Origin of the sequence: Dietzia sp. Alg238-R159, assembly GCF_900537145.1 — a bacterium.
Lineage (GTDB): Bacteria > Actinomycetota > Actinomycetes > Mycobacteriales > Mycobacteriaceae > Dietzia > Dietzia kunjamensis.
The window spans coordinates 196,170-213,818 of sequence record NZ_UNRI01000004.1; the positions used below are offsets into that span (position 1 = coordinate 196,170).

General features: G+C 72.7%; 14 protein-coding genes, 1 other RNA gene and 1 pseudogene. 6 read left to right on the forward strand and 10 right to left on the reverse strand.

Annotation, left to right across the window (positions count from 1 at the left end; genetic code table 11):
• Window positions 1-78: 78 nt before the first annotated feature.
• Window positions 79-3,168, reverse strand: coding sequence for a bifunctional [glutamine synthetase] adenylyltransferase/[glutamine synthetase]-adenylyl-L-tyrosine phosphorylase (locus G6R20_RS11985; protein WP_067714313.1), 3,090 nt, complete (start codon window positions 3,166-3,168; stop codon window positions 79-81).
• A gap of 11 nt (window positions 3,169-3,179) precedes the next feature.
• Window positions 3,180-4,520 (reverse strand): type I glutamate--ammonia ligase, encoded by a 1,341-nt coding sequence (gene glnA / locus G6R20_RS11990; protein ID WP_067714196.1) that lies wholly within the window; start codon window positions 4,518-4,520, stop codon window positions 3,180-3,182.
• A 199-nt stretch (window positions 4,521-4,719) separates the two neighbouring features.
• Between glnA and panB the strand changes: the two genes are divergently transcribed.
• Together panB and pip are read left to right on the forward strand one after the other, a co-directional pair.
• Window positions 4,720-5,598, forward strand: a complete 879-nt coding sequence (panB, locus tag G6R20_RS11995; RefSeq protein WP_067714199.1) for a 3-methyl-2-oxobutanoate hydroxymethyltransferase — start codon at window positions 4,720-4,722, stop codon at window positions 5,596-5,598.
• Window positions 5,599-5,681: 83 nt separating this feature from the next.
• Entirely contained in the window at window positions 5,682-6,614 is a 933-nt protein-coding gene (pip, locus tag G6R20_RS12000) for a prolyl aminopeptidase (protein WP_067714316.1), read from the forward strand.
• 27 nt (window positions 6,615-6,641) lie between these two features.
• On the opposite strand, the gene G6R20_RS12005 is transcribed toward pip, so the two are convergent.
• Both G6R20_RS12005 and G6R20_RS12010 read right to left on the reverse strand, forming a co-directional pair.
• Window positions 6,642-7,460, reverse strand: coding sequence for an SDR family NAD(P)-dependent oxidoreductase (locus tag G6R20_RS12005; RefSeq protein WP_067714319.1), 819 nt, complete (start codon window positions 7,458-7,460; stop codon window positions 6,642-6,644).
• 62 nt (window positions 7,461-7,522) lie between these two features.
• Window positions 7,523-9,031, reverse strand: a complete 1,509-nt coding sequence (locus G6R20_RS12010) for an NAD(P)/FAD-dependent oxidoreductase (RefSeq protein WP_163376527.1) — start codon at window positions 9,029-9,031, stop codon at window positions 7,523-7,525.
• 113 nt (window positions 9,032-9,144) lie between these two features.
• On the opposite strand from G6R20_RS12010, the gene G6R20_RS12015 reads away from it, so the two are divergent.
• Window positions 9,145-10,833, forward strand: coding sequence for a CYTH and CHAD domain-containing protein (locus G6R20_RS12015; RefSeq protein WP_163376528.1), 1,689 nt, complete (start codon window positions 9,145-9,147; stop codon window positions 10,831-10,833).
• A 30-nt stretch (window positions 10,834-10,863) separates the two neighbouring features.
• On the opposite strand, the gene G6R20_RS12020 is transcribed toward G6R20_RS12015, so the two are convergent.
• The 6 genes and pseudogenes from G6R20_RS12020 to cobC form a co-directional block, all read right to left on the reverse strand.
• A complete protein-coding gene (locus tag G6R20_RS12020) occupies window positions 10,864-11,031 on the reverse strand; it encodes an SPOR domain-containing protein (protein WP_132061872.1) in 168 nt (55 codons plus the stop codon).
• Window positions 11,032-11,135: 104 nt separating this feature from the next.
• Window positions 11,136-11,562, reverse strand: an RNA gene (gene rnpB / locus G6R20_RS12025) — RNase P RNA component class A.
• Window positions 11,563-11,611: 49 nt separating this feature from the next.
• A pseudogene (locus G6R20_RS12030) lies at window positions 11,612-12,247 on the reverse strand (histidine phosphatase family protein); the annotation flags it as partial.
• A gap of 26 nt (window positions 12,248-12,273) precedes the next feature.
• Window positions 12,274-13,005: a C4-type zinc ribbon domain-containing protein gene (locus tag G6R20_RS12035; protein WP_163376530.1), complete on the reverse strand. Its 732-nt coding sequence runs from the start codon at window positions 13,003-13,005 to the stop codon at window positions 12,274-12,276.
• An 11-nt stretch (window positions 13,006-13,016) separates the two neighbouring features.
• Complete coding sequence (locus G6R20_RS12040; RefSeq protein WP_096905686.1) at window positions 13,017-14,174, reverse strand: Nif3-like dinuclear metal center hexameric protein; 1,158 nt, start codon at window positions 14,172-14,174, stop codon at window positions 13,017-13,019.
• A 2-nt stretch (window positions 14,175-14,176) separates the two neighbouring features.
• Window positions 14,177-15,295 (reverse strand): Rv2231c family pyridoxal phosphate-dependent protein CobC, encoded by a 1,119-nt coding sequence (gene cobC, locus G6R20_RS12045; RefSeq protein ID WP_163376531.1) that lies wholly within the window; start codon window positions 15,293-15,295, stop codon window positions 14,177-14,179.
• Window positions 15,296-15,381: 86 nt separating this feature from the next.
• On the opposite strand from cobC, the gene G6R20_RS12050 reads away from it, so the two are divergent.
• Genes G6R20_RS12050 through G6R20_RS12060 form a run of 3 tightly spaced genes read left to right on the forward strand, consistent with a single transcriptional unit; the run spans window position 15,382 to window position 17,614 of the window.
• On the forward strand, window positions 15,382-16,050 hold the full coding sequence (locus G6R20_RS12050) for an HAD hydrolase-like protein (RefSeq protein WP_163376532.1): 669 nt from the start codon (window positions 15,382-15,384) through the stop codon (window positions 16,048-16,050).
• The gene (locus tag G6R20_RS12055) at window positions 16,040-16,531 is read left to right on the forward strand and encodes a low molecular weight protein-tyrosine-phosphatase (protein WP_268817100.1); all 492 of its coding nucleotides are present in this window, start codon (window positions 16,040-16,042) and stop codon (window positions 16,529-16,531) included. Before G6R20_RS12050 ends, G6R20_RS12055 begins: the two co-directional genes overlap by 11 nt.
• A gap of 51 nt (window positions 16,532-16,582) precedes the next feature.
• Window positions 16,583-17,614 (forward strand): SURF1 family cytochrome oxidase biogenesis protein, encoded by a 1,032-nt coding sequence (locus G6R20_RS12060; RefSeq protein ID WP_163376533.1) that lies wholly within the window; start codon window positions 16,583-16,585, stop codon window positions 17,612-17,614.
• The last annotated feature ends 35 nt before the right edge of the window (window positions 17,615-17,649 follow it).

A 17,649-nucleotide genomic window follows, 5' to 3' on the forward strand; every position in this document is an offset into this window, starting at 1 on the left:
CCAGGTTATCGGCGTGGGAGCCCCCGCCGCATCAGGGACGACCCTGGTCCCGGACCCGGCTCACCCCCGGGGCCGGCGTCAGTCCTCGCCCCAGAACACGTGGTCGACCGCCTTGCGACCGAGACGGGTCACGCGCAGGTACTCGTTGAGGAACCCCGCGCCGTCGGCCGAACCGGTGCAGATCATCGCCACCGCCGCCAGGATCGAGCCCTGACCCGGCAGTTGGTCGACCGCCTTGCCGCGCGCCAGGACCAACGCGTTGCGGGCGTGGGCGGCCATGAGCCACGAGTCGACCAGCGCATCGCGCTCGGACTCCGGCAGCAACTCGGCCGAGGCGGCGGCGTCGAGTGCCTCGAGGGTCGACGTCGTGTGCAGCCCGGGCACCCTGGCGGCGTGCTGCATCGTCAACAACTGGGCGCTCCACTCCACGTCGGCCAGGCCACCGCGGCCGAGTTTGGTGTGGGTGGCCGGATCCGCGCCACGCGGCAGGCGCTCCGAGTCGATCCGCGCCTTCATCCGGCGGATCTGCTGCACGACCTTCGGGGGCACGCCCTGCTCCGGGTAACGGAACTCGTCGATCATGTGGAGGAAATCCAGCCCGAGCTCGCGGTCCCCGGCGGCGAACGAGGCCCGCAGCAGCGCCTGCAACTCCCACGTCTCGGCCCACTTGGCGTAGTAGGCACGGTAGGAGGCCAGGGTGCGCACGAGTGGGCCGTTGCGGCCCTCCGGGCGTAGGTCGGCGTCCAGGTCCAGCGGGGGATCCGACGACGGCGAGGCCAGCAACTTGCCCACCCGCTCGGCCACCTGCGTGGCCCACCTGACCGCCTCCTCCTCCTTGGCGCCCTCGACCGGGTCGCACACGATCATCACGTCCGCGTCGCTGCTGTAGGACAGCTCGTCCCCGCCGAGCCGCCCCATCCCGATGTAGGCGAGGCGAGCCGGCGCCGCACCGCCCTCGGGCATCATGTCGCGGACCACGGCGGCCAGGGACGCCTCGAGCACCGCCCGCCACACGGCCGACAGTCGCCGCCCGACATCGGGTACGGAGATCATCTGCAGGACGTCGGCGGCCCCGATCCGGGCCAGCTCGGCGCGGCGCAGCGACCGCGCCGTGGCGATGACCCGCTCGGGCGTGGGGTGCCGGGCGGCGGAGGCGGTGAGCGCGGAGGCGATGTCGGAGACCTTGGAGGCCACGAGCACCGGGCCCTGCGCGCCGTCGGTGAGGTCGGGGATCACCTCGGGGTTGCGCATGAGCAGGCCCGCGACGAACGCCGAGGTCCCCAGCACCCGCACGAGGCGGCGGGCCACGATGCTGTCGTCCCGCAGCGTGCGCAGGAACCAGGTGATCTCCTCGTTCTCCTCGCACAACCGCCGGTAGGCCAGCAACCCCGCGTCCGGGTCCGCGGTGTCCGCGAGCCACTCCATGAACGTGGGCAGCAGCAGCGCCTGGATACGGCCACGGCGACTGCTCTGTCCCGCCAACGCCCGCAGGTGACCCAACGCGTTGCGGGGCGCCGCGAAGCCGAGGGCGGCCAGCTGACGCTCCATCGCCTCCGTGCTGAGCGACAGGGCCTCGGCGTCGTACGAGGCGATCGAGTCCAGCAACGGGCGGTAGAACAGCTTGGAGTGCAGGCGGCGGACCCGGCGGCGCAGCTCGCGCAGACTCTGCCGCAGCACCTGGGCGGCGTCGTTGGGCCCGTCCGGCCGGATGTGCGCCGCGCGGGCCAACCAGCGGTAGGCCTCCTCGTCGTCGTCCTCCGGTAGCAGGTGGGTGCGCTTGTAGCGCTGCAGCTGCAGGCGGTGCTCGAGCAGGCGGAGGAACTCGTAGGCGGCGAGTAGTTCCGCGCCGTCCTCGCGGGCGATGTACCCGCCGTCGCGCAGCGCGCCGAGCGCCTCGACGGTGCTGGTGACGCGGAGGTCCTCGTCGGTGCGGCCGTGGACCATCTGCAGCAGCTGCACGGCGAACTCGACATCGCGGAGACCGCCGCGCCCGAGCTTGAGTTCACGCTCGCGCAGCGCCTCGGGAACGTTCTCCTCCACGCGTCGGCGCATCGCCTGCACGTCGTGCACGAAGTCGTCCCGCTCGGCGGCGGTCCACACCATCGGGTGGACGGTGTCGTGATACTCCACCGCCAGAGCCAGGTCGCCGGTCATGGGGCGCGCCTTGAGCTGGGCCTGGAACTCCCACGTCTTGGCCCACCGCTTGTAGTAGGCCGTGTGGGAGTCGAGGGTGCGCACCAGTTCGCCCGACTTGCCCTCCGGGCGCAGCGCCGCGTCGACCTCGAAGAAGGCCATGGACCCGATGCGCATCAACTCCCCGGCCACGCGGCCGGTCCTGGCGTCGGCCGGCTCGGCCACGAAGATGACGTCGACGTCCGAGATGTAGTTGAGCTCGCGCGCCCCGCCCTTGCCCATGGCCACCACGCCCAACCGCGCCGGCATCGGCGAGTCCGGGTGGACGGTGGCCACCGCGACCGCGAGAGCGGCCGTCAATGCCGCGTCCGCGAGGTCGGACAGGCGCCGGCCCACCTCGGTGAACGGCAGGACGGGCTCGTCGTCGTCGACCGACCCGGCCACGTCGTGCGCGGCGAGCAGCGCCACGTGGTCGCGGTACGTCGAGCGCAGCACGCTGACGGCGGCGCCGCCGGTGACCCCGGCGCGATACGTCCCGACGCTGCGCAGGTCCTCCCTCTGGGACGGCGGCGGCGCGCCCTCCACCGCCTGTTCGGGCACGGCCTCGACCGCCCCGAGCATGTCGGCCAGAACGTCCTCGAACGTCGGCAGTCCTCCGCGCAGCAGCGCCCACCGGGTGGGCTCGGCGACGAGGTGGTCGCCCAGCGCGCTCGAGGATCCGAGCAGCCCCAGCAGCCTCGCCCGGAGCCGCGAATCGGACCGTAGGGCGGCGTCCAATGCCGCGACCCCGGTGTCGGCCCCGGCGCGCGCGGAGGGGCCCTCATCGTGGGACTCGGCGGTGAGTGATTCGTGGAGCCGCACCAGGGCTCCCAGGGCGAGGTCGGGGTCCGGAGCCCGGGACAGCGACCACAGCACCGGGACCGCGTCGTCGTCGGTCCACCCCAGGTAGTCGAGCCAGTCCGCGGCCCGGTCGTCGAGCAGCCCGAGGCGGCCCGGGCTCGGTAACCGAGGGCGCGAGGAGTCCCTGCTCACGATGCCGCCCCCGGTCACAAGTTGAGGTAGTGCCGCAGCTCGTACGGGGTCACGTCGTTGCGGTACTCGCGCCACTCGCGCCGCTTGTTGCGCAGGAAGAACTCGAAGACGTGCTCGCCCAGCGCCTCGGCGACGAGCTCGGACTCCTCCATGGCGTCCAGCGCCTGCTCGAGGCTGCCGGGGAGGTCGGTGTATCCCATCGCCCGCCGCTCGCGCCGGCTCATGGTCCACACGTCGTCCTCGGACTCCGGCGGCAGTTCGTACCCCTCCTGGACGCCCTTGATCCCGGCGGCGAACATCACCGCGTAGGCCAGGTAGGGGTTGCAGGCCGAGTCCGGGCTACGCACCTCGATGCGGCGCGAGGACGCCTTGTTGGGCGTGTACATGGGCACGCGGACGAGCGCCGACCGGTTGGCCCGGCCCCAGGTGGCCGCGGTGGGGGCCTCGCCTCCGCCGATGAGTCGCTTGTAGGAGTTGACCCACTGGTTGGTCACCGCCGAGAACTCGGGCGCGTGGGTGAGGATGCCCGCGACGAACGACTTCGCGGTATCGGACAGCTGGTACTCGTCGTCCGGGTCGTGGAACGCGTTGGCGTCGCCCTCGAACAGGCTCATGTGGGTGTGCATGGCCGAGCCCGGGTGGTCACGCAGGGGCTTGGGCATGAACGACGCCCACACCCCGTTGTTCATGGCCACTTCCTTGACCACGTAGCGGAACGTCATGATGTTGTCCGCCATGCTCAGGGCGTCGGCGTAGCGGAGGTCGATCTCCTGCTGGCCCGGGGCGCCCTCGTGGTGGGAGAACTCCACCGAGATGCCCATCGCCTCGAGCGCCTCGATCGCGTGGCGCCGGAAGTGCGGGGCGGAGTCGTGCACGGCCTGGTCGAAGTAGCCACCGTTGTCGGTGGGCACCGGCTCCGCGCCGTCCGTGTCCAGGTCCTTGAACAGGAAGAACTCGATCTCGGGGTGGACATAGCACGAGAACCCGAGGTCGGCGGCCTTGCTGAGCTGGCGGCGCAGGACGTGCCGCGGGTCCGCCCAGCTGGGGCTGCCGTCCGGGTTGAAGATGTCGCAGAAGATGCGCGCGGAGTGCTGCTTGCCGTCGGCATGGGCCCACGGGAGCACCTGGAAGGTCGACGGGTCGGGCTTGGCGACGGTGTCCGCCTCCGACACCCGGGAGAAGCCCTCGATGGCGGAGCCGTCGAAGCCGATCCCCTCCCCGAAGGCGCCCTCGAGTTCGGCCGGCGCCACGGCGACCGACTTGAGGGTGCCGAGGACGTCGGTGAACCAGAGCCGGACGAACCGGATGTCGCGCTCTTCCAAGGTCCTGAGAACGTACTCCTGCTGGCGGTTCATGCGGTCCAACCTAGTGCCTGTCGTGTTACGAGCGTGTGACATCCGCCCGCCTCGACGCCCACCGGACCCCTCCGTGCCGGTCGTGGCAGACTCGTCCGCGACAGCGCACGGATCCCGCCGCGCACGTCACCGCCCCCTGTCCACCCGGGTACCGGCGCTCCAGCCGGCCTCGAGGTCACCGAAGGAAGGCCACACTCCCATGAGCGACACCCCCGACTCCCCGGTCTACGGCGCCGGCGGCGCACCGGACCAGACGCCGAAGGGCGACGGGCCGCAGGGCCTGACCCGGGTCACCCGTCTGCACCACCTCGCCGAGCTCAAGGCCGCCGGCGAGCCGTGGCCGATGCTCACCGCCTACGACTTCGTCTCCGCGCGGTTGTTCCAGGAGGCCGGGATCCCGGTGCTGCTCGTCGGTGACTCGGCCGCCAACGTGGTCTACGGCTACGACACGACGGTCCCGGTGACCGAGGACGAGATGATCCCGCTGGTGCGGGCCGTCACCCGCGGCGCCCCGAAGGCGCTGGTCGTGGCGGATCTGGTGTTCGGCAGCTACGAGGCCTCGCCGACGCAGGCCGTGGCCGCGGCCACCCGCATGATGAAGGAGGGCGGCGCCCAGGCCGTCAAGCTCGAGGGCGGCGTGCGGATGGTCCCGCAGATCAAGGCGATCGTCGACGCCGGGATCCCCGTGATGGCGCACATCGGCTTCACGCCGCAGTCGGTCAACGGGCTGGGCGGGTTCCGGGTCCAGGGTCGCGGCGACGCGGCGGATCAGCTGCGCGCCGACGCCCGCGCCGTCCAGGAGGCCGGGGCGTTCTCCGTGGTGATGGAGATGGTGCCCGCCGACCTGGCGCGGGAGGTGACCGCCGAACTGGAGATCTCCACCGTGGGCATCGGGGCCGGCAACGGGTGCGACGCCCAGGTGCTGGTCTGGCAGGACATGGCCGGGCACAGCACGGGCCGCACCGCGAAGTTCGTCAAGCGGTACGCCGAGCTGGCCGACACGCTGCGTGACGCCGCCCGCGAGTACGGAACCGAGGTCCGCTCGCGGGCCTTCCCCGGCGCCGAGCACTCCTTCTGACCGTGGTGGCACCGACGACCGACCCCCGGCGCGGCGCCGCCCGCCGTGCCCCGTACCCGGCGATCGAGCCCCACGACAGCGGGATGCTCGACGTGGGCGACGGGCAGCACGTGTACTGGGAGTGCTCCGGCAACCCGGACGGCGCCCCCGTCCTGTTCGTCCACGGTGGACCCGGTGGCGGGACGACGCCCGAGCACCGACGCATGTTCGACCCGGCGGCCTACCGGATCATCCTTCTCGACCAGCGGGGGTGCGGGCGGAGCACCCCGCACGTCGCCGACGGCGCGGACCTGACGGTCAACACCACCTGGCACCTGGTCGACGATCTCGAGCGCCTGCGGGAGCACCTCGGGGTCGAGGAGTGGCTGGTCTTCGGCGGCTCGTGGGGCTCCACCCTGGCGTTGGCGTACGCCCAGGAGCATCCCTCCAGGGTCCGCGGTCTGATCCTGCGCGGCGTCTTCCTGTGCCGCCCGAGCGAGATCGACTGGTTCTATCGCGGTGGGGCCGCGCACCTGTTCCCGGACGTGTGGGAGGGCTACCTCGCGCCGTTGCTCGCCGCGGACGGCCCCGACGCCGTCCATCAGCCGGGCTACGACCACGTCGCGACCTACCACCGGCTCCTGCACTGCGGGGATCCGCAGGTCGAACTCGAGGCGGCCCGCGCGTGGACCACGTGGGAGACGTCCACCTCGACCCTGCTCCCCCGACCCGCCGGCACCGGCGGCGACCCCGATCGCTTCGCCCTGGCCTTTGCCCGGATCGAGAACCACTACTTCGTCCACGACGCGTTCCTGCGGGGCCGGGCGATCCTGGACCGCATGGACCGGATCGCCCACCTGCCCGCCGTGATCGTCCACGGCCGCTACGACGTGGTGTGCCCGGTCGCCAGCGCGTGGGAACTGCACGCGGCGTGGCCGGGTTCGGAGCTGCACATCGTCCCCGACGCGGGGCACGCGATGGCCGAACCCGGCACGACGCACCACCTGCTGGAGGCCACGGACCGCTTCCGGCCCTGAGGCGCCCGGGCCGGGCGCGCTCCCGGCTCAGACCACCCCGAAGCGGCGCGTCATCGCGACCGTGCCCTTCTGGTAGCCGGTCGGGAACAGTCGGACCAGGGCGTCGAGCAGGTGGGCGTCGACCCCCACCAGCACGCGCGCCCTACGTCGCTCGACGCCGTCGAGGATCACCCGCGCGGCCGTCGACGCCTCGGTGCGCGCGAATTTCGCGTCGAAGATCGCGGCGAAGTTCGCGCTGTCCAGCCCCTCGGCCGCGCCGGCGCTCCGGGCGACGGCGGTCTTGATCCCGCCCGGGTGGACGCAGGTGACGTCGACGGGGTGCCCGGCCGCCATCATCTCCATCCGCAGGGACTCGGTGAACTGCTGGACCGCCGCCTTGGCCGCGTTGTAGGCGTTCTGGGTGGGCACGGACAGGAACGCGAAGATGCTGGAGATGTTGACCAGGTGGCCGTCGCCGGAGGCGATGAGGTGCGGGAGGAACTCCTTGGTGCCGTGCACGACGCCCCAGTAGTCGACGTCCATCACGCGGGCGATGTCCTTGTAGCCGGACTGCTCGACCGCCCCGGTGAACGCGATGCCGGCGTTGTTGACGACGAGGTGGACCACGCCGAAGTGCTCGGCGACCGCCCCCGCGTACTCGGCGACCATCGCCTGTTCTGTGACGTCGAGACGCTGCGAGTGCACGTCGGTGGCGCCGTCACCGCGCGCGAGTTCGACGGTCCGGGCCAGTCCGTCTGCGTCGATGTCGCTCAGTGCCAACCGGGCGCCGCGCCGCGCGGCCTCGCGCGCCAGTTCGCGCCCGATCCCCGAGCCGGCGCCGGTGACGACGACGACCTTGCCGTCCATCCGCCAGCGGGGGCGGCGGGCCAGTGACCCGACGGCGCCGAACAGTCTGCTGATCGGGGCGCTCACCGGAGGGCCTCCTGCCCGGTACGCGTCGCGGCCGTGGCGTCGGCCGCGGTCCGCCGGTAGGCGCTCAGGTCGAACTCCCGGGTCTGGTTACGGAAAGTGAAGGTGTAGTCCGGCCACACGGCCGGCGCGTTGCCCTTGTCGTCGAGGTACCAGCTCCTACAGCCGGTCACCCACACGGTCTCGCCGGTGCTGTCGCGCAGTTCGCGGTTGTACGCGTGCTGGACGGCCGCACGCACCTCGACGGTCTGCAGGCCGCGGTCCCGCATGGTGCGCAGCGCGTCCACGAGGTAGTTGAGCTGGGACTCGATCATGTAGATCATCGACGAGTGCCCGAGTCCGGTCGCGGGGCCCACCAGGACGAACAGGTTGGGGTAGCCGGCGACCGTGGTCCCCTTGTAGGCCTCCATCCCCTCGCTCTGCCACTTGTCCGCCAGGGTGCGCCCGTCCGTTCCGCGGACGCGCTCGAAGAACGGTGAATCGGTGACGTGGAAGCCGGTGGCCACCACCAGGACGTCGGCGGGGTGCTCGGTCCCGTCACCGGTGACGATCCCGCCCTCGGTGACGCGGGTGATCGGCTCGGTGACCACGTCGACGTTGTCCCGGGTCAGTGCCGGGTACCAGGTGTTGGACAGCAGGATGCGCTTGCACCCGATCTCGAAGTGCGGGGTGAGCCGCGCGCGCAGGGCACGGTCGCGCACCTGCATCGCCAGGTGCGCGCGTCCGAGAGCCTTGATGGGCGCCAGCGCCGCGCGGGTGCGGGTCAGGCCCACCACCTGGAACTCGCGGCTGGCGTACTGCAGCGCCCGCACCGCGCGCTGCAACCCGGGCACCCGGCGGTACAGCGACCGCTCGAACCGGGGGTACTGCCGGTCCATCCGGGGCAGGACCCAGGGCGCGGTGCGCTGGTAGACGTCGAGGTGCGCCACGGTCGGGGCGATGGACGGCACCACCTGGATCGCCGAGGCGCCCGTGCCGATCACCGCGACTCGCTTGTCGGCCAGCGTCACCGAGTGGTCCCAGCGGGCGGTGTGGAAGACGGGCCCGGCGAAGTCGCCGACGCCGTCGATCTCCGGGAGCCTGGGCTCGCACAGTGCCCCGACGCCCAGCACCACCACGCGGGCGTCGTACTCCTCCTCGCTGGTGCGCACCGTCCACCGGCCGCGGGACTCGTCGTAGTCCACCGAGGTGACGTCGACGCCGAAGCGGATCTTCTCGCGCACGCCGGCCTCGTGCGTGACCTTCCGGATGTAGTCGTAGATCTCGCCCTGCGGCGAGAAGGCCCGTGACCAGTCGGGGTTGAGGGCGAAGGAGTACGAGTACAGGTGGGACGGGACGTCGCACGCCGCGCCCGGATAGCTGTTGTCGCGCCACGTCCCGCCGACGTCGGCGCCGCGTTCGAGGACGACGAGGTCGTCGAAGCCCTCCTGCGCGAGCCGGATGGCGGCACCGAGCCCGGAGAACCCCGCCCCCACCACCAGGACGTCGACGATTTTCGGCTGATCCACAGTCTCTCCCTTACGACGAACGTGTGACCGTAGCCACTGACCTTACCCGCCGGTAAGTCCGGAAGGGGCGGCGCTCACTGCCGGTGTTCATCCTTTACTGATACAACCGGACCATGACGATCAACGAGACTGTCGAGGTCGAGAGCAAGTTCGAGGTCGACGAGCACACCCCGCTGCCCACGGTCGACGCCCTGGCGCCTCTCGTCGCGGACGTCCCGGTGGAGCACCAGCTCTCCGCCACCTACTACGACACCGCCGACCTCTCGCTCACCCGGCACAAGGTCACACTCCGGCGCCGCACCGGCGGGGACGACGAGGGTTGGCACCTCAAACTCCCCGACCGGGCGGGACGCGTCGAACTGCAGGCCCCGCTCGGCGACGGCGACCCCCGTGACGACGTCGTCCCCGCGGAGCTCGTCACGGCCGTCGCCGGGCTGGTCCGCCGTCGGCCCCTCGAGCCCGTCGCCCGCATCGACAACCGCCGGCAGGTCCTCACACTGCGGGACCCCGACGGGGCCGCGGTGATCGAGTTCTGCGACGACCGGGTCTCCACCGAGTCGTTCGTCGCCGGCGGATCAACGGCGGGATGGCGGGAATGGGAGACCGAACTGGTCGATCCGGCGCGACCCGATGCACACGATCTCCTCGCGACCGTCGCTGCCGCCTGCGCGGACGCCGGGGCTCACGCCTCGTCGTCGTCGTCCAAACTCGCCCGCACCATCGGCCCCCTCCCCGACCTCTACGAGCGCGGCGTCTCCCCCGTGCGCGACGCCCTTGTCCAGGACCTGCAGCAACTCCTCGACCACGATCCGGCGGCCCGGCGCGTCACCGTGGTGGGCGTCCACCAGATGCGCGTCGCGGTCCGTGGCCTGCGGAGCACCATCAGCTCGTACGCCGACGAGCTCGGGGCGGAGACCGCCGGCACCGACATCGACCCGGCCGCGCTCCTCGCCGAGCTCAAGGAGCTCGCCGCGGTGCTGGGCAAGGCCCGGGACATCCAGGTGGTCGACCAGCGACTCGGGGCGCTGGCAGCCGACTACCCCGAGGACGTGGTGACCGCACGGACCCGGCATCTCCTGCGCACCGAGTTGGACTTCGAGGAGCAGCGCGCAGGCGAACGGGTCACCGCGGCTCTGCTCTCCGACCGGTACCTCGACGTGGTCGACCGACTTCACGAGCTGATCCGCGTCGCCGGCACCGGCCCTGCCGCGGGGCAGGGCGGCACGCCGTCGAAGGGCGGTGCTCCGTCGAAGGGCGGTGCTCCGTCGGAGGGCGGTAGGAAGCGGCGCGAGGCCGAGGAGACACTGCTGCGCGGGGTGGACCGGCAGTTCTCCAAGTTCACCAAGGTCCGCACTCGCACCGAGCGCGACCTGGACTCCCTCGATCTGACGCTGGCCCAGCGGGAGGAACTCACCCACGTCGTGCGCAAGCGCGCCAAGGCACTGCGCCGCAACGTCAGTGCGGTTCCGAACACGGAGGACCTCACGGTGGCCCCGCTGCGTACGGCCTGCGACCGGCTGCACACGGTGCTCGGGGAGGTCCAGGACAGCGTCACCACCCGGCAGTGGATCCGGCGCATCGCGCGGCGGGCCGAGTTCGCCGGTGAGTCGACGTTCGGCCTCGGCGTGCTCTTCGAGCACGAGCGGGCGTTCTCCGAGCGCACCCTCGAGGGGTTCGAGAGCGACGCCGCGGCGGTCACGGCCGCCTATCGCGAACTGTCCGAGTCACGGCGTGCGGCACGGCGGCGCCGGAAGAAGAAGGACAAGAAGAAGAGCGGCAAGAAGAAGGGCGGGAAGAAGTAGGACAGCCCGGCTCGACCTCCCGGGCTCGTACTAGTCGTCCTGGGCGTCCCAGGCCTCGTTGCGGGCCTTCGCCTTGGCCAGCGCCGCCTCGGCCTCGCCGCGCGTGGCATAGGGGCCCATCCGGTTGTCCCAGTTGGTCACCTTGCCTTGCTGCGCCTGACCTGTGGCGATGTCGTAGTACCATTGTTCGTCCGACACGGTGGGCCTCCTCGGTTCGACGGGACGGGCTTGTCACCTCGGACCCTACTATCCGGGTCCGGGCCCGCCACCGCGCGCCGCAGCACCGCCTGCCGGGAACGGGGCGAACGAGCCGGCCTGTAAGCCGGATCCTGTGCCCTCCGCGGGCGGAGGGCGACGACCATCCATCTGGGCACTCCGTCACCGGGTACCTCGAGCGGTCCACCCGCGGACTCGGGCGAGCAGCCCTCCCGTGCATCGCTGCACGCCATCCGCGCAGCCGCACCGCGAGCGGTGCGACCTTCGACCTTGCTCCGGGCGGGGTTTACCTAGCCGCCCCGGTCACCCGGGGCGCTGGTGCGCTCTTACCGCACCGTTTCACCCTTACCGCGCCCGCAGGCGCGGCGGTCTGTTTTCTGTGGCACTGTCCCGCGGGTCACCCCGGGTTGCCGTTAGCAACCGCCCTGCTCTGTGGAGTCCGGACTTTCCTCGGGCCGGGGCCTGGCCACCGATAGCGCCGGTTCCCCTGTCCGCGGCCGTCCGGCCGACTCGTTCGCCCCAGGGAGTCTAGTCGCCCGCGCGGGCCGGTCGGGGTGCGGGCTCAGACGAGGTGGGAGGTGTCGTTGACCAGGTGCACCGAGGTCGGCCCGTCGGAGTAGAAACGCACGTCGGAGACGGAGGCGAGGTCCAGGTGCAGCCGGAACAGCAGCTCGTCACCGGCGCCCAGGCCCGCCCGGATCGCCAGTTTGATAGGGGTGACGTGGCTGACGACGGCGACCACGCCGCCGGGGCGGTCGGCGACGATGCGCCGCAGTCCCCGCTCGACGCGCGCCCGCACCACGGCGAAGCTCTCGCCGCCCGGGGGCGCGGTGGCGGTGTCGCTCAGCCATTGCGAGTGGAGGTCTGGATCCTGCTCGGCGGCCTCCCGGAAGGTGAGCCCCTCCCACCCCCCGAAGTCGGTCTCGATGAGGTCCTCGTCCACCACCAGGGGCACGCCGGTGGCGTCGGCGGCCCGCTCGGCGGTACCCAGGCACCGGCGCAGCGGGGAGGAGACCACCGCGGCGAGATCCGGCAGTGCCGCGAGCCGGGCGGCGGTGCGCTCGGCCTGGGTGACGCCCAACTCGGTGAGCTCGGGGTCGCCCTGACCGGAATAGCGCCGGTCCACCGACAGCGGGGTCTGGCCGTGGCGGGCCAGGACGATCCGGGTGGGGCGCCCGGTGGCGCCGGTCCAGCCCGGCCCGCCGGTGGAACCCGGCCCGCCGCTCACGAGTTGTCGGTGCGGACCACGATCACGCCGCACTCGGGGCAGTTCAGGACCTCGTCCGCGGGGGCGGAGCGGAACGCCGAGACGGTACTCCGGTCCAGGTCCATGGCGCAGGCCGAGCAGCGGCCTCCGTTGAGGATCGCCGCCCCTCGGCCCGCCTCCGCGGCGCTACGGGTGTAGTGATCGAGGAGGTCGGCGGCGACGGTCTCCGCCTCCCGGGCCCGTTCGGCCATCGTCTCGGTGACCGCGTCCTCGAGCTCGGCGAGGGCGGTGTCGCGCAGCGTCACGGCCATCCCGATCCGCGCGTCCAGGTCGGTGACGATCGCCCCGGAGTGGCGGACGTCGGCCTCCATGGCCTCGTGACGTTCGCCCAGCTCACCCAGCTCGCCCTCGAGGGCCTCCTGGCGGCGGGCCAGCGAACGCAGCTCGTAGTCCAGTTCGGTGGCCTGCCGCTCGGACAGGCCGCCCTTGGCCAGCAGATCGGAGTCGGCCGCCCGGCGCCGGCGCACGGCCTCCAGATCGGACCGCAGCTTGGCGAGTGCGCGGTCGAGATCCTCCAGGTGGATCCGGGCACGGGCGACGGACTCGGTGGCGGCCCGCCGCTCGGCCTCCAGCTCGTCCAGGGTCGTCTGCTCGGGTAGCTGCGACCGCCGGTGCTCGAGACTCGCCAGGCGCAGGTCGAGGTCGGCGATGTCGACGAGTCGACGCTGGTCGTGGGGATCGGCCTTCATGGGTGCCAAGACTACCGCTGCACGCGCCCTCCCCCGGCGGCCACCGTCCAGGGGTCCGTCCGTTGATCGCACACCGTCGCGGTGAGGTCCGCCCCCTCCTCGAGCAGGGCCGCGGCCTGGGCGCACCACGGGAACTCCAGCGCCCAGTGCGCGGCGTCGACGAGCAAGGGTCCGCCCGAGCGAAGGTGCTCGTCCACAACGTGATGGCGCAGGTCCCCGGTGAGGTAGACGTCGGCGCCCGCCGCGCGGGCCGCACCCAACAGTGAGTCGCCGGATCCGCCACACAGCGCGACGCGCCTGATCTCGGCGTCGGGGTCGCCCGCGGCGCGGACCCCCCACTCGGTGGTGGGCAGACGCTCGGCCACGAGCTCGGTGAACTGCGCAAGCGTCATCGGTGCGTCGAGTTCGCAGATCCGCCCGAGCCCGGTGTCCTCGGGCCCCGGCCCGGGTCCGGCGTGGTTGACGAACACGTCCATGGCGGGCACCTCGTAGGGGTGCCCGGCCAGGACGGCTCGCCGCACCGCGGACCGCAGCTCGGGCGGCGCCACGAACTCCACCCGCGTCTCGGAGACCCGCTCGGGCTCGCCGACGGTGCCGATCGTCGGGTCGGTGCCGACGCCGGGACGGAACCGCCCGGTGCCCTGGACGGAGAACGAGCACTCGGTGTAGCCGCTCATCCGTCCGGCCCCGGCGGCGAACACCGCGTTCAGCAGGTCGTCGAGGTCGTCGTCGGGCACGGTCACCACCCACCGGTCGACGGTGCCGTCACCGGTGGGGGCCAGGGGGCGGCCGGGGACCAGGCCGAGCACGTCGGCGAGGGCATCGTTGACGCCGGGCCGTGCGGAGTCGGCGTTGGTGTGCGCGGAGTACAGCGCGCACCCGCCGGCGATGAGCTTGTGCAGCAGCCGGCCCTTGGGGGTGTCGGCGGCCACGGAGTGCACGCCGCGCATGAGCGGCGGGTGGTGGACCAGCAGCAGGTCGGCGCCCTCGGCGAGCGCGTGGTCGACCACGGCGTCGGTGGCGTCCACCGCCACGACGACCCGTCCGACCTCGGCCGCCGGGTCCCCGGCGACCAGCCCCACGCGGTCCCACGACTCGGCCAGCCGCGGCGGGTAGGCGTGCTCCAACAGGTCGATGACGTCGGCCAGGGTGGGCCTGCCGGTGGTCATGGTCACTCCCCTTCCTGTTCACCCGCCGCAGCGGGACCTGTCCGTCCCGCGACCTGTCCGAGCCAGGCTCCGACGAGTTCGTCCACCATCGTGCCCGGCCGCACCGCCAGTCGCAGGTAGGTGGCGTCGAGGCCGGGGAACGTGTCGCAGCGGCGGGTGACGATCCCCCGGCGCACGAGCCCGGTCCGGAACGCGACCGGGTCGATCCCAGCCGGAGTGCGGACCAGGACGAACGGTGCGGACGGGGGCACCACCACCTCGATCCCGGCGGCGTCGAGGGCGCGGACCATGGTGTCCCGATCGGAGACGACCTGCGCCCGCGCGGCCTCGAGTTCCGGATCGGCCGCCGGACCGACGCACGCCCGGATGGCCTCCAGTTGGAGAGTGCCCAGGGGCCAGTGCGGACGGCGCGCGGCGAGATCGGCCAACACCGACGGGTCCCCGACGGCGTACCCCACGCGCAGGCCGGCCAGCGCCCACGTCTTGGTCAGCGACCGCAGCACCACGAGGCCCGGCAGGTCGGCACCGGCCAGGGTGTGGGCCGCCTCGTCCGCGAGGATGTCGCAGAACGCCTCGTCGACGACCGTCACCCGTCCGGGCCGGCACAGCGCCGCCACGGTGGACCGGGGGTGCGCCACCGAGGTGGGGTTGGTGGGATTGCCGACGACGACGAGGTCCGCCTCCTCGGGGACGAGGCCGGGGTCGAGGTCGAACGGAACCGGCAGGAGGACCCGCTCCACCGGCACGCCGGCCCGTCGCAGTTCGAGCTCCGGTTCGGTGAAGGACGGGTGCACCACCGCCGCTCGCAGCAGGTTCCGGGCCGCGTGGGCGGCGAGTAGGTGGAACCCCTCCGAGGCCCCGCCCAGCAGCAGGACGCGGTCACGTCCGACCCCGTGACGGGCGGCCACGGCGGAGACGGCGGCCTCGTCGTCGTCGCCCCCGGGGTATCCCCCCAGGTCGGCGAGGCGGGCCGCCAACCTGTCGCGGAGCCACCCCGGCGGCCCCGATCCGCGCACGTTGACGGCGAAGTCCAGGGCGCCGGGGACCAGCTCGGCGTCACCGTGGTGTCGCAGCGCCGCCCACGACGCCTGGTCGGGACGCTCTCCGGGTATCTCGCTCATTCCCGGAAGCGTAGGACGACCACGAACGGCGCGCGGCCCCGGACCGGCGGGGGAACCCGCCCGGCGGACTCTGGGAGGATGGCGGCATGACCGACCGCCCGATCCTCCTCGTGGACCTCGACGGCACCATCACCGACTCCCTCGACGGCATCGCCAAGTCCCTCCACCACGCGCTCGGCGTGGTGGGCGCGCGCTGGGACTCCGACCGCGACATCCGTTCCATCGCCGGCCCGCCCATGGTCGACACGTTGACCTCGCTCGGCCTCGCCGGGTCCGACCTGGACCGGGCGGTGGCGGCCTACCGCGAGCGCTACGACGAGGTGGGGTGGCTGGAGAACGCCGTCTTCACGGGGATGGACGCGCTGCTCGACCGGCTCGCCGTGGACGGCTACCGGATGGCGGTCGCCACGAGCAAGGACGAGGTCGCCGCGCGCCGGATCCTCGGGCACTTCGACCTGGCCGCCCCCTTCGAGTTCATCGGTGGGGCGGACATCTCCGTCGGCCGGATGGCCAAGGCCGACGTCATCGCGCACTCCCTCTCGGCGATGGGGATCGACCCGACGCCCGTCGACGGCGGCGGGACCGGGCAGGCACTCATGATCGGCGACCGCGAACACGACATCGAGGGCGCCGCCCGATACGGCGTCCCGACCGCGATCGTGCGCTGGGGCTACGGGCGGCCCGACGAGTGGGACCGCGCCCACTGGTCGGCCGTCGACACCGCGGCGCTGGAGGAGATCATCCGTGGGTGGTGAGTCGCGGGTGCGGGTGGTGTTCGTCTGCACCGGGAACATCTGCCGCTCCCCCATGGCCGAGGTCATTGCCCGCCGGGCGTTCCACGACGCCGGACTCGGCGACCGGGTGACCGTCTCCAGCGTCGGCACCGGCGACTGGCACGTCGGCAACGGCATGGACGCGCGCGCCGCCGCCGAACTCGCAGCCCACGGCTACGACACCGGGCACGTGGCCTCGCAGCTGTCCCCCGGCGACCACGACGCCGACCTGGTGGTGGCCCTCGACACCGGCCACCGCGACCACCTGCGTCGGGCGGGTGTCGACCCGGGCCGCATCCGGCTGCTGCGGTCCTACGACCCCCGTGCACACGAGCACGGCGCAGACGGCACCGACGTGGCCGACCCCTACTACGGAGACGACAGCGGCTTCACCCGCACCCGCCTGCAGATCACCGCGGCCCTGCCCGGGCTGGTCGCCGAGGTGCGCGAGCTCACGGGGTAGCGGGCACACCTGCCACGGGACCCGCCGCGCCGGGACGGATACCCTGGGAGCATGCGGATACTGCGGCGTTTCCTGACCCCGGGATGGGTGATCGGCGTCCTCGCCGCGGCCCTGTTCGCCTGGGCGTGCTTCGCGCTGCTCGCCCCGTGGCAGCTGGGCAAGAGCAACGATCTCGACGCCCGCAACGCCCGGCTGGCCGAATCCGTCGAGGCCGAGCCCGCGCCGCTGGCGCAGGTGGTGGACGGCCCGCAGGCCTACGCCGAGCGCGAATGGCGCCTGGTCACCCTCACCGGGGAGTGGCGACCGGACTCCGAGGCGCTGCTGCGACTCCGGTCGGTGGACGGCGAGCTGGTCTACCAGGTTCTCACGGTGTTCGACCCCGTGGACGGCGCGGACATGCTGGTCAACCGCGGATACGTGCTCGTCGGGGAGAACAACGCGGTCCCGGACTATCCCGCCGCCCCCGCCGGCGAGGTCGAGATCACCGCCCGGTTGCGGGTCACCGAGCCGGGCGAGGCCGAGCCCGTCCCGATGGCCGGACTGCCCGCGGTGCGCGTGGTGGACCCGGTCGTCATCGGCGACACCCTCGGGCACGACCTCGTGTCGGAGGGCTACCTGCAGCTGGCCGGGGGCCAGCCAGGATCGCTCTCCCCCGCCCCGATCCCCGGCATCGAGAACGGCCCGTACCTGTCCTACGGACTGCAGTGGCTGGCCTTCGGCGTGCTCGCCCCGGCCGCGCTCATCTACTTCGCCTGGGCGGAGATCCGGGCCCGGCGGCGCGACGCCGAGGTCGCGGCCGCCGACGCCGACGCCGATCAGGGGGCGGGGACGCCGGATGACGGCACCACGCCCACCGCGGGGGTCGACGCCCGGGGAGGCGACACCGATGACCTCGGCCGCGACGGCGGCGGCGATCCCGCGAACGGTGACTCGTCGGGCGGCGGCTCAGACGGCGGCGGCCGGGGAGCCACCGAGCTCGACGAGGCGTCCGCCCGTGAACGCGCGATGCGGGCCCGCTACGGCGACCGCAACGACGCCGAGCAGCGCAGGGCTTTCCGCCGAGCGGACCGCCTCCGGACCTGACCACCTACGCCGAGCCCTCGGCACCGGGTGCGGTC

Bases quoted from the DNA above. Each gene is read 5' to 3' on its own strand.
- glnA (WP_067714196.1), bottom strand. From the start codon at position 4,520: ATGAACCGCCAGCAGGAGTACGTTCTCAGGACCTTGGAAGAGCGCGAC.
- panB (WP_067714199.1), top strand. From the start codon at position 4,720: ATGAGCGACACCCCCGACTCCCCGGTCTACGGCGCCGGCGGCGCACCG.
- pip (WP_067714316.1), top strand. From the start codon at position 5,682: ATGCTCGACGTGGGCGACGGGCAGCACGTGTACTGGGAGTGCTCCGGC.
- G6R20_RS12005 (WP_067714319.1), bottom strand. From the start codon at position 7,460: ATGGACGGCAAGGTCGTCGTCGTCACCGGCGCCGGCTCGGGGATCGGG.
- G6R20_RS12015 (WP_163376528.1), top strand. From the start codon at position 9,145: ATGACGATCAACGAGACTGTCGAGGTCGAGAGCAAGTTCGAGGTCGAC.
- G6R20_RS12035 (WP_163376530.1), bottom strand. From the start codon at position 13,005: ATGAAGGCCGATCCCCACGACCAGCGTCGACTCGTCGACATCGCCGAC.
- G6R20_RS12040 (WP_096905686.1), bottom strand. From the start codon at position 14,174: ATGACCACCGGCAGGCCCACCCTGGCCGACGTCATCGACCTGTTGGAG.
- cobC (WP_163376531.1), bottom strand. From the start codon at position 15,295: ATGAGCGAGATACCCGGAGAGCGTCCCGACCAGGCGTCGTGGGCGGCG.
- G6R20_RS12050 (WP_163376532.1), top strand. From the start codon at position 15,382: ATGACCGACCGCCCGATCCTCCTCGTGGACCTCGACGGCACCATCACC.
- G6R20_RS12060 (WP_163376533.1), top strand. From the start codon at position 16,583: ATGCGGATACTGCGGCGTTTCCTGACCCCGGGATGGGTGATCGGCGTC.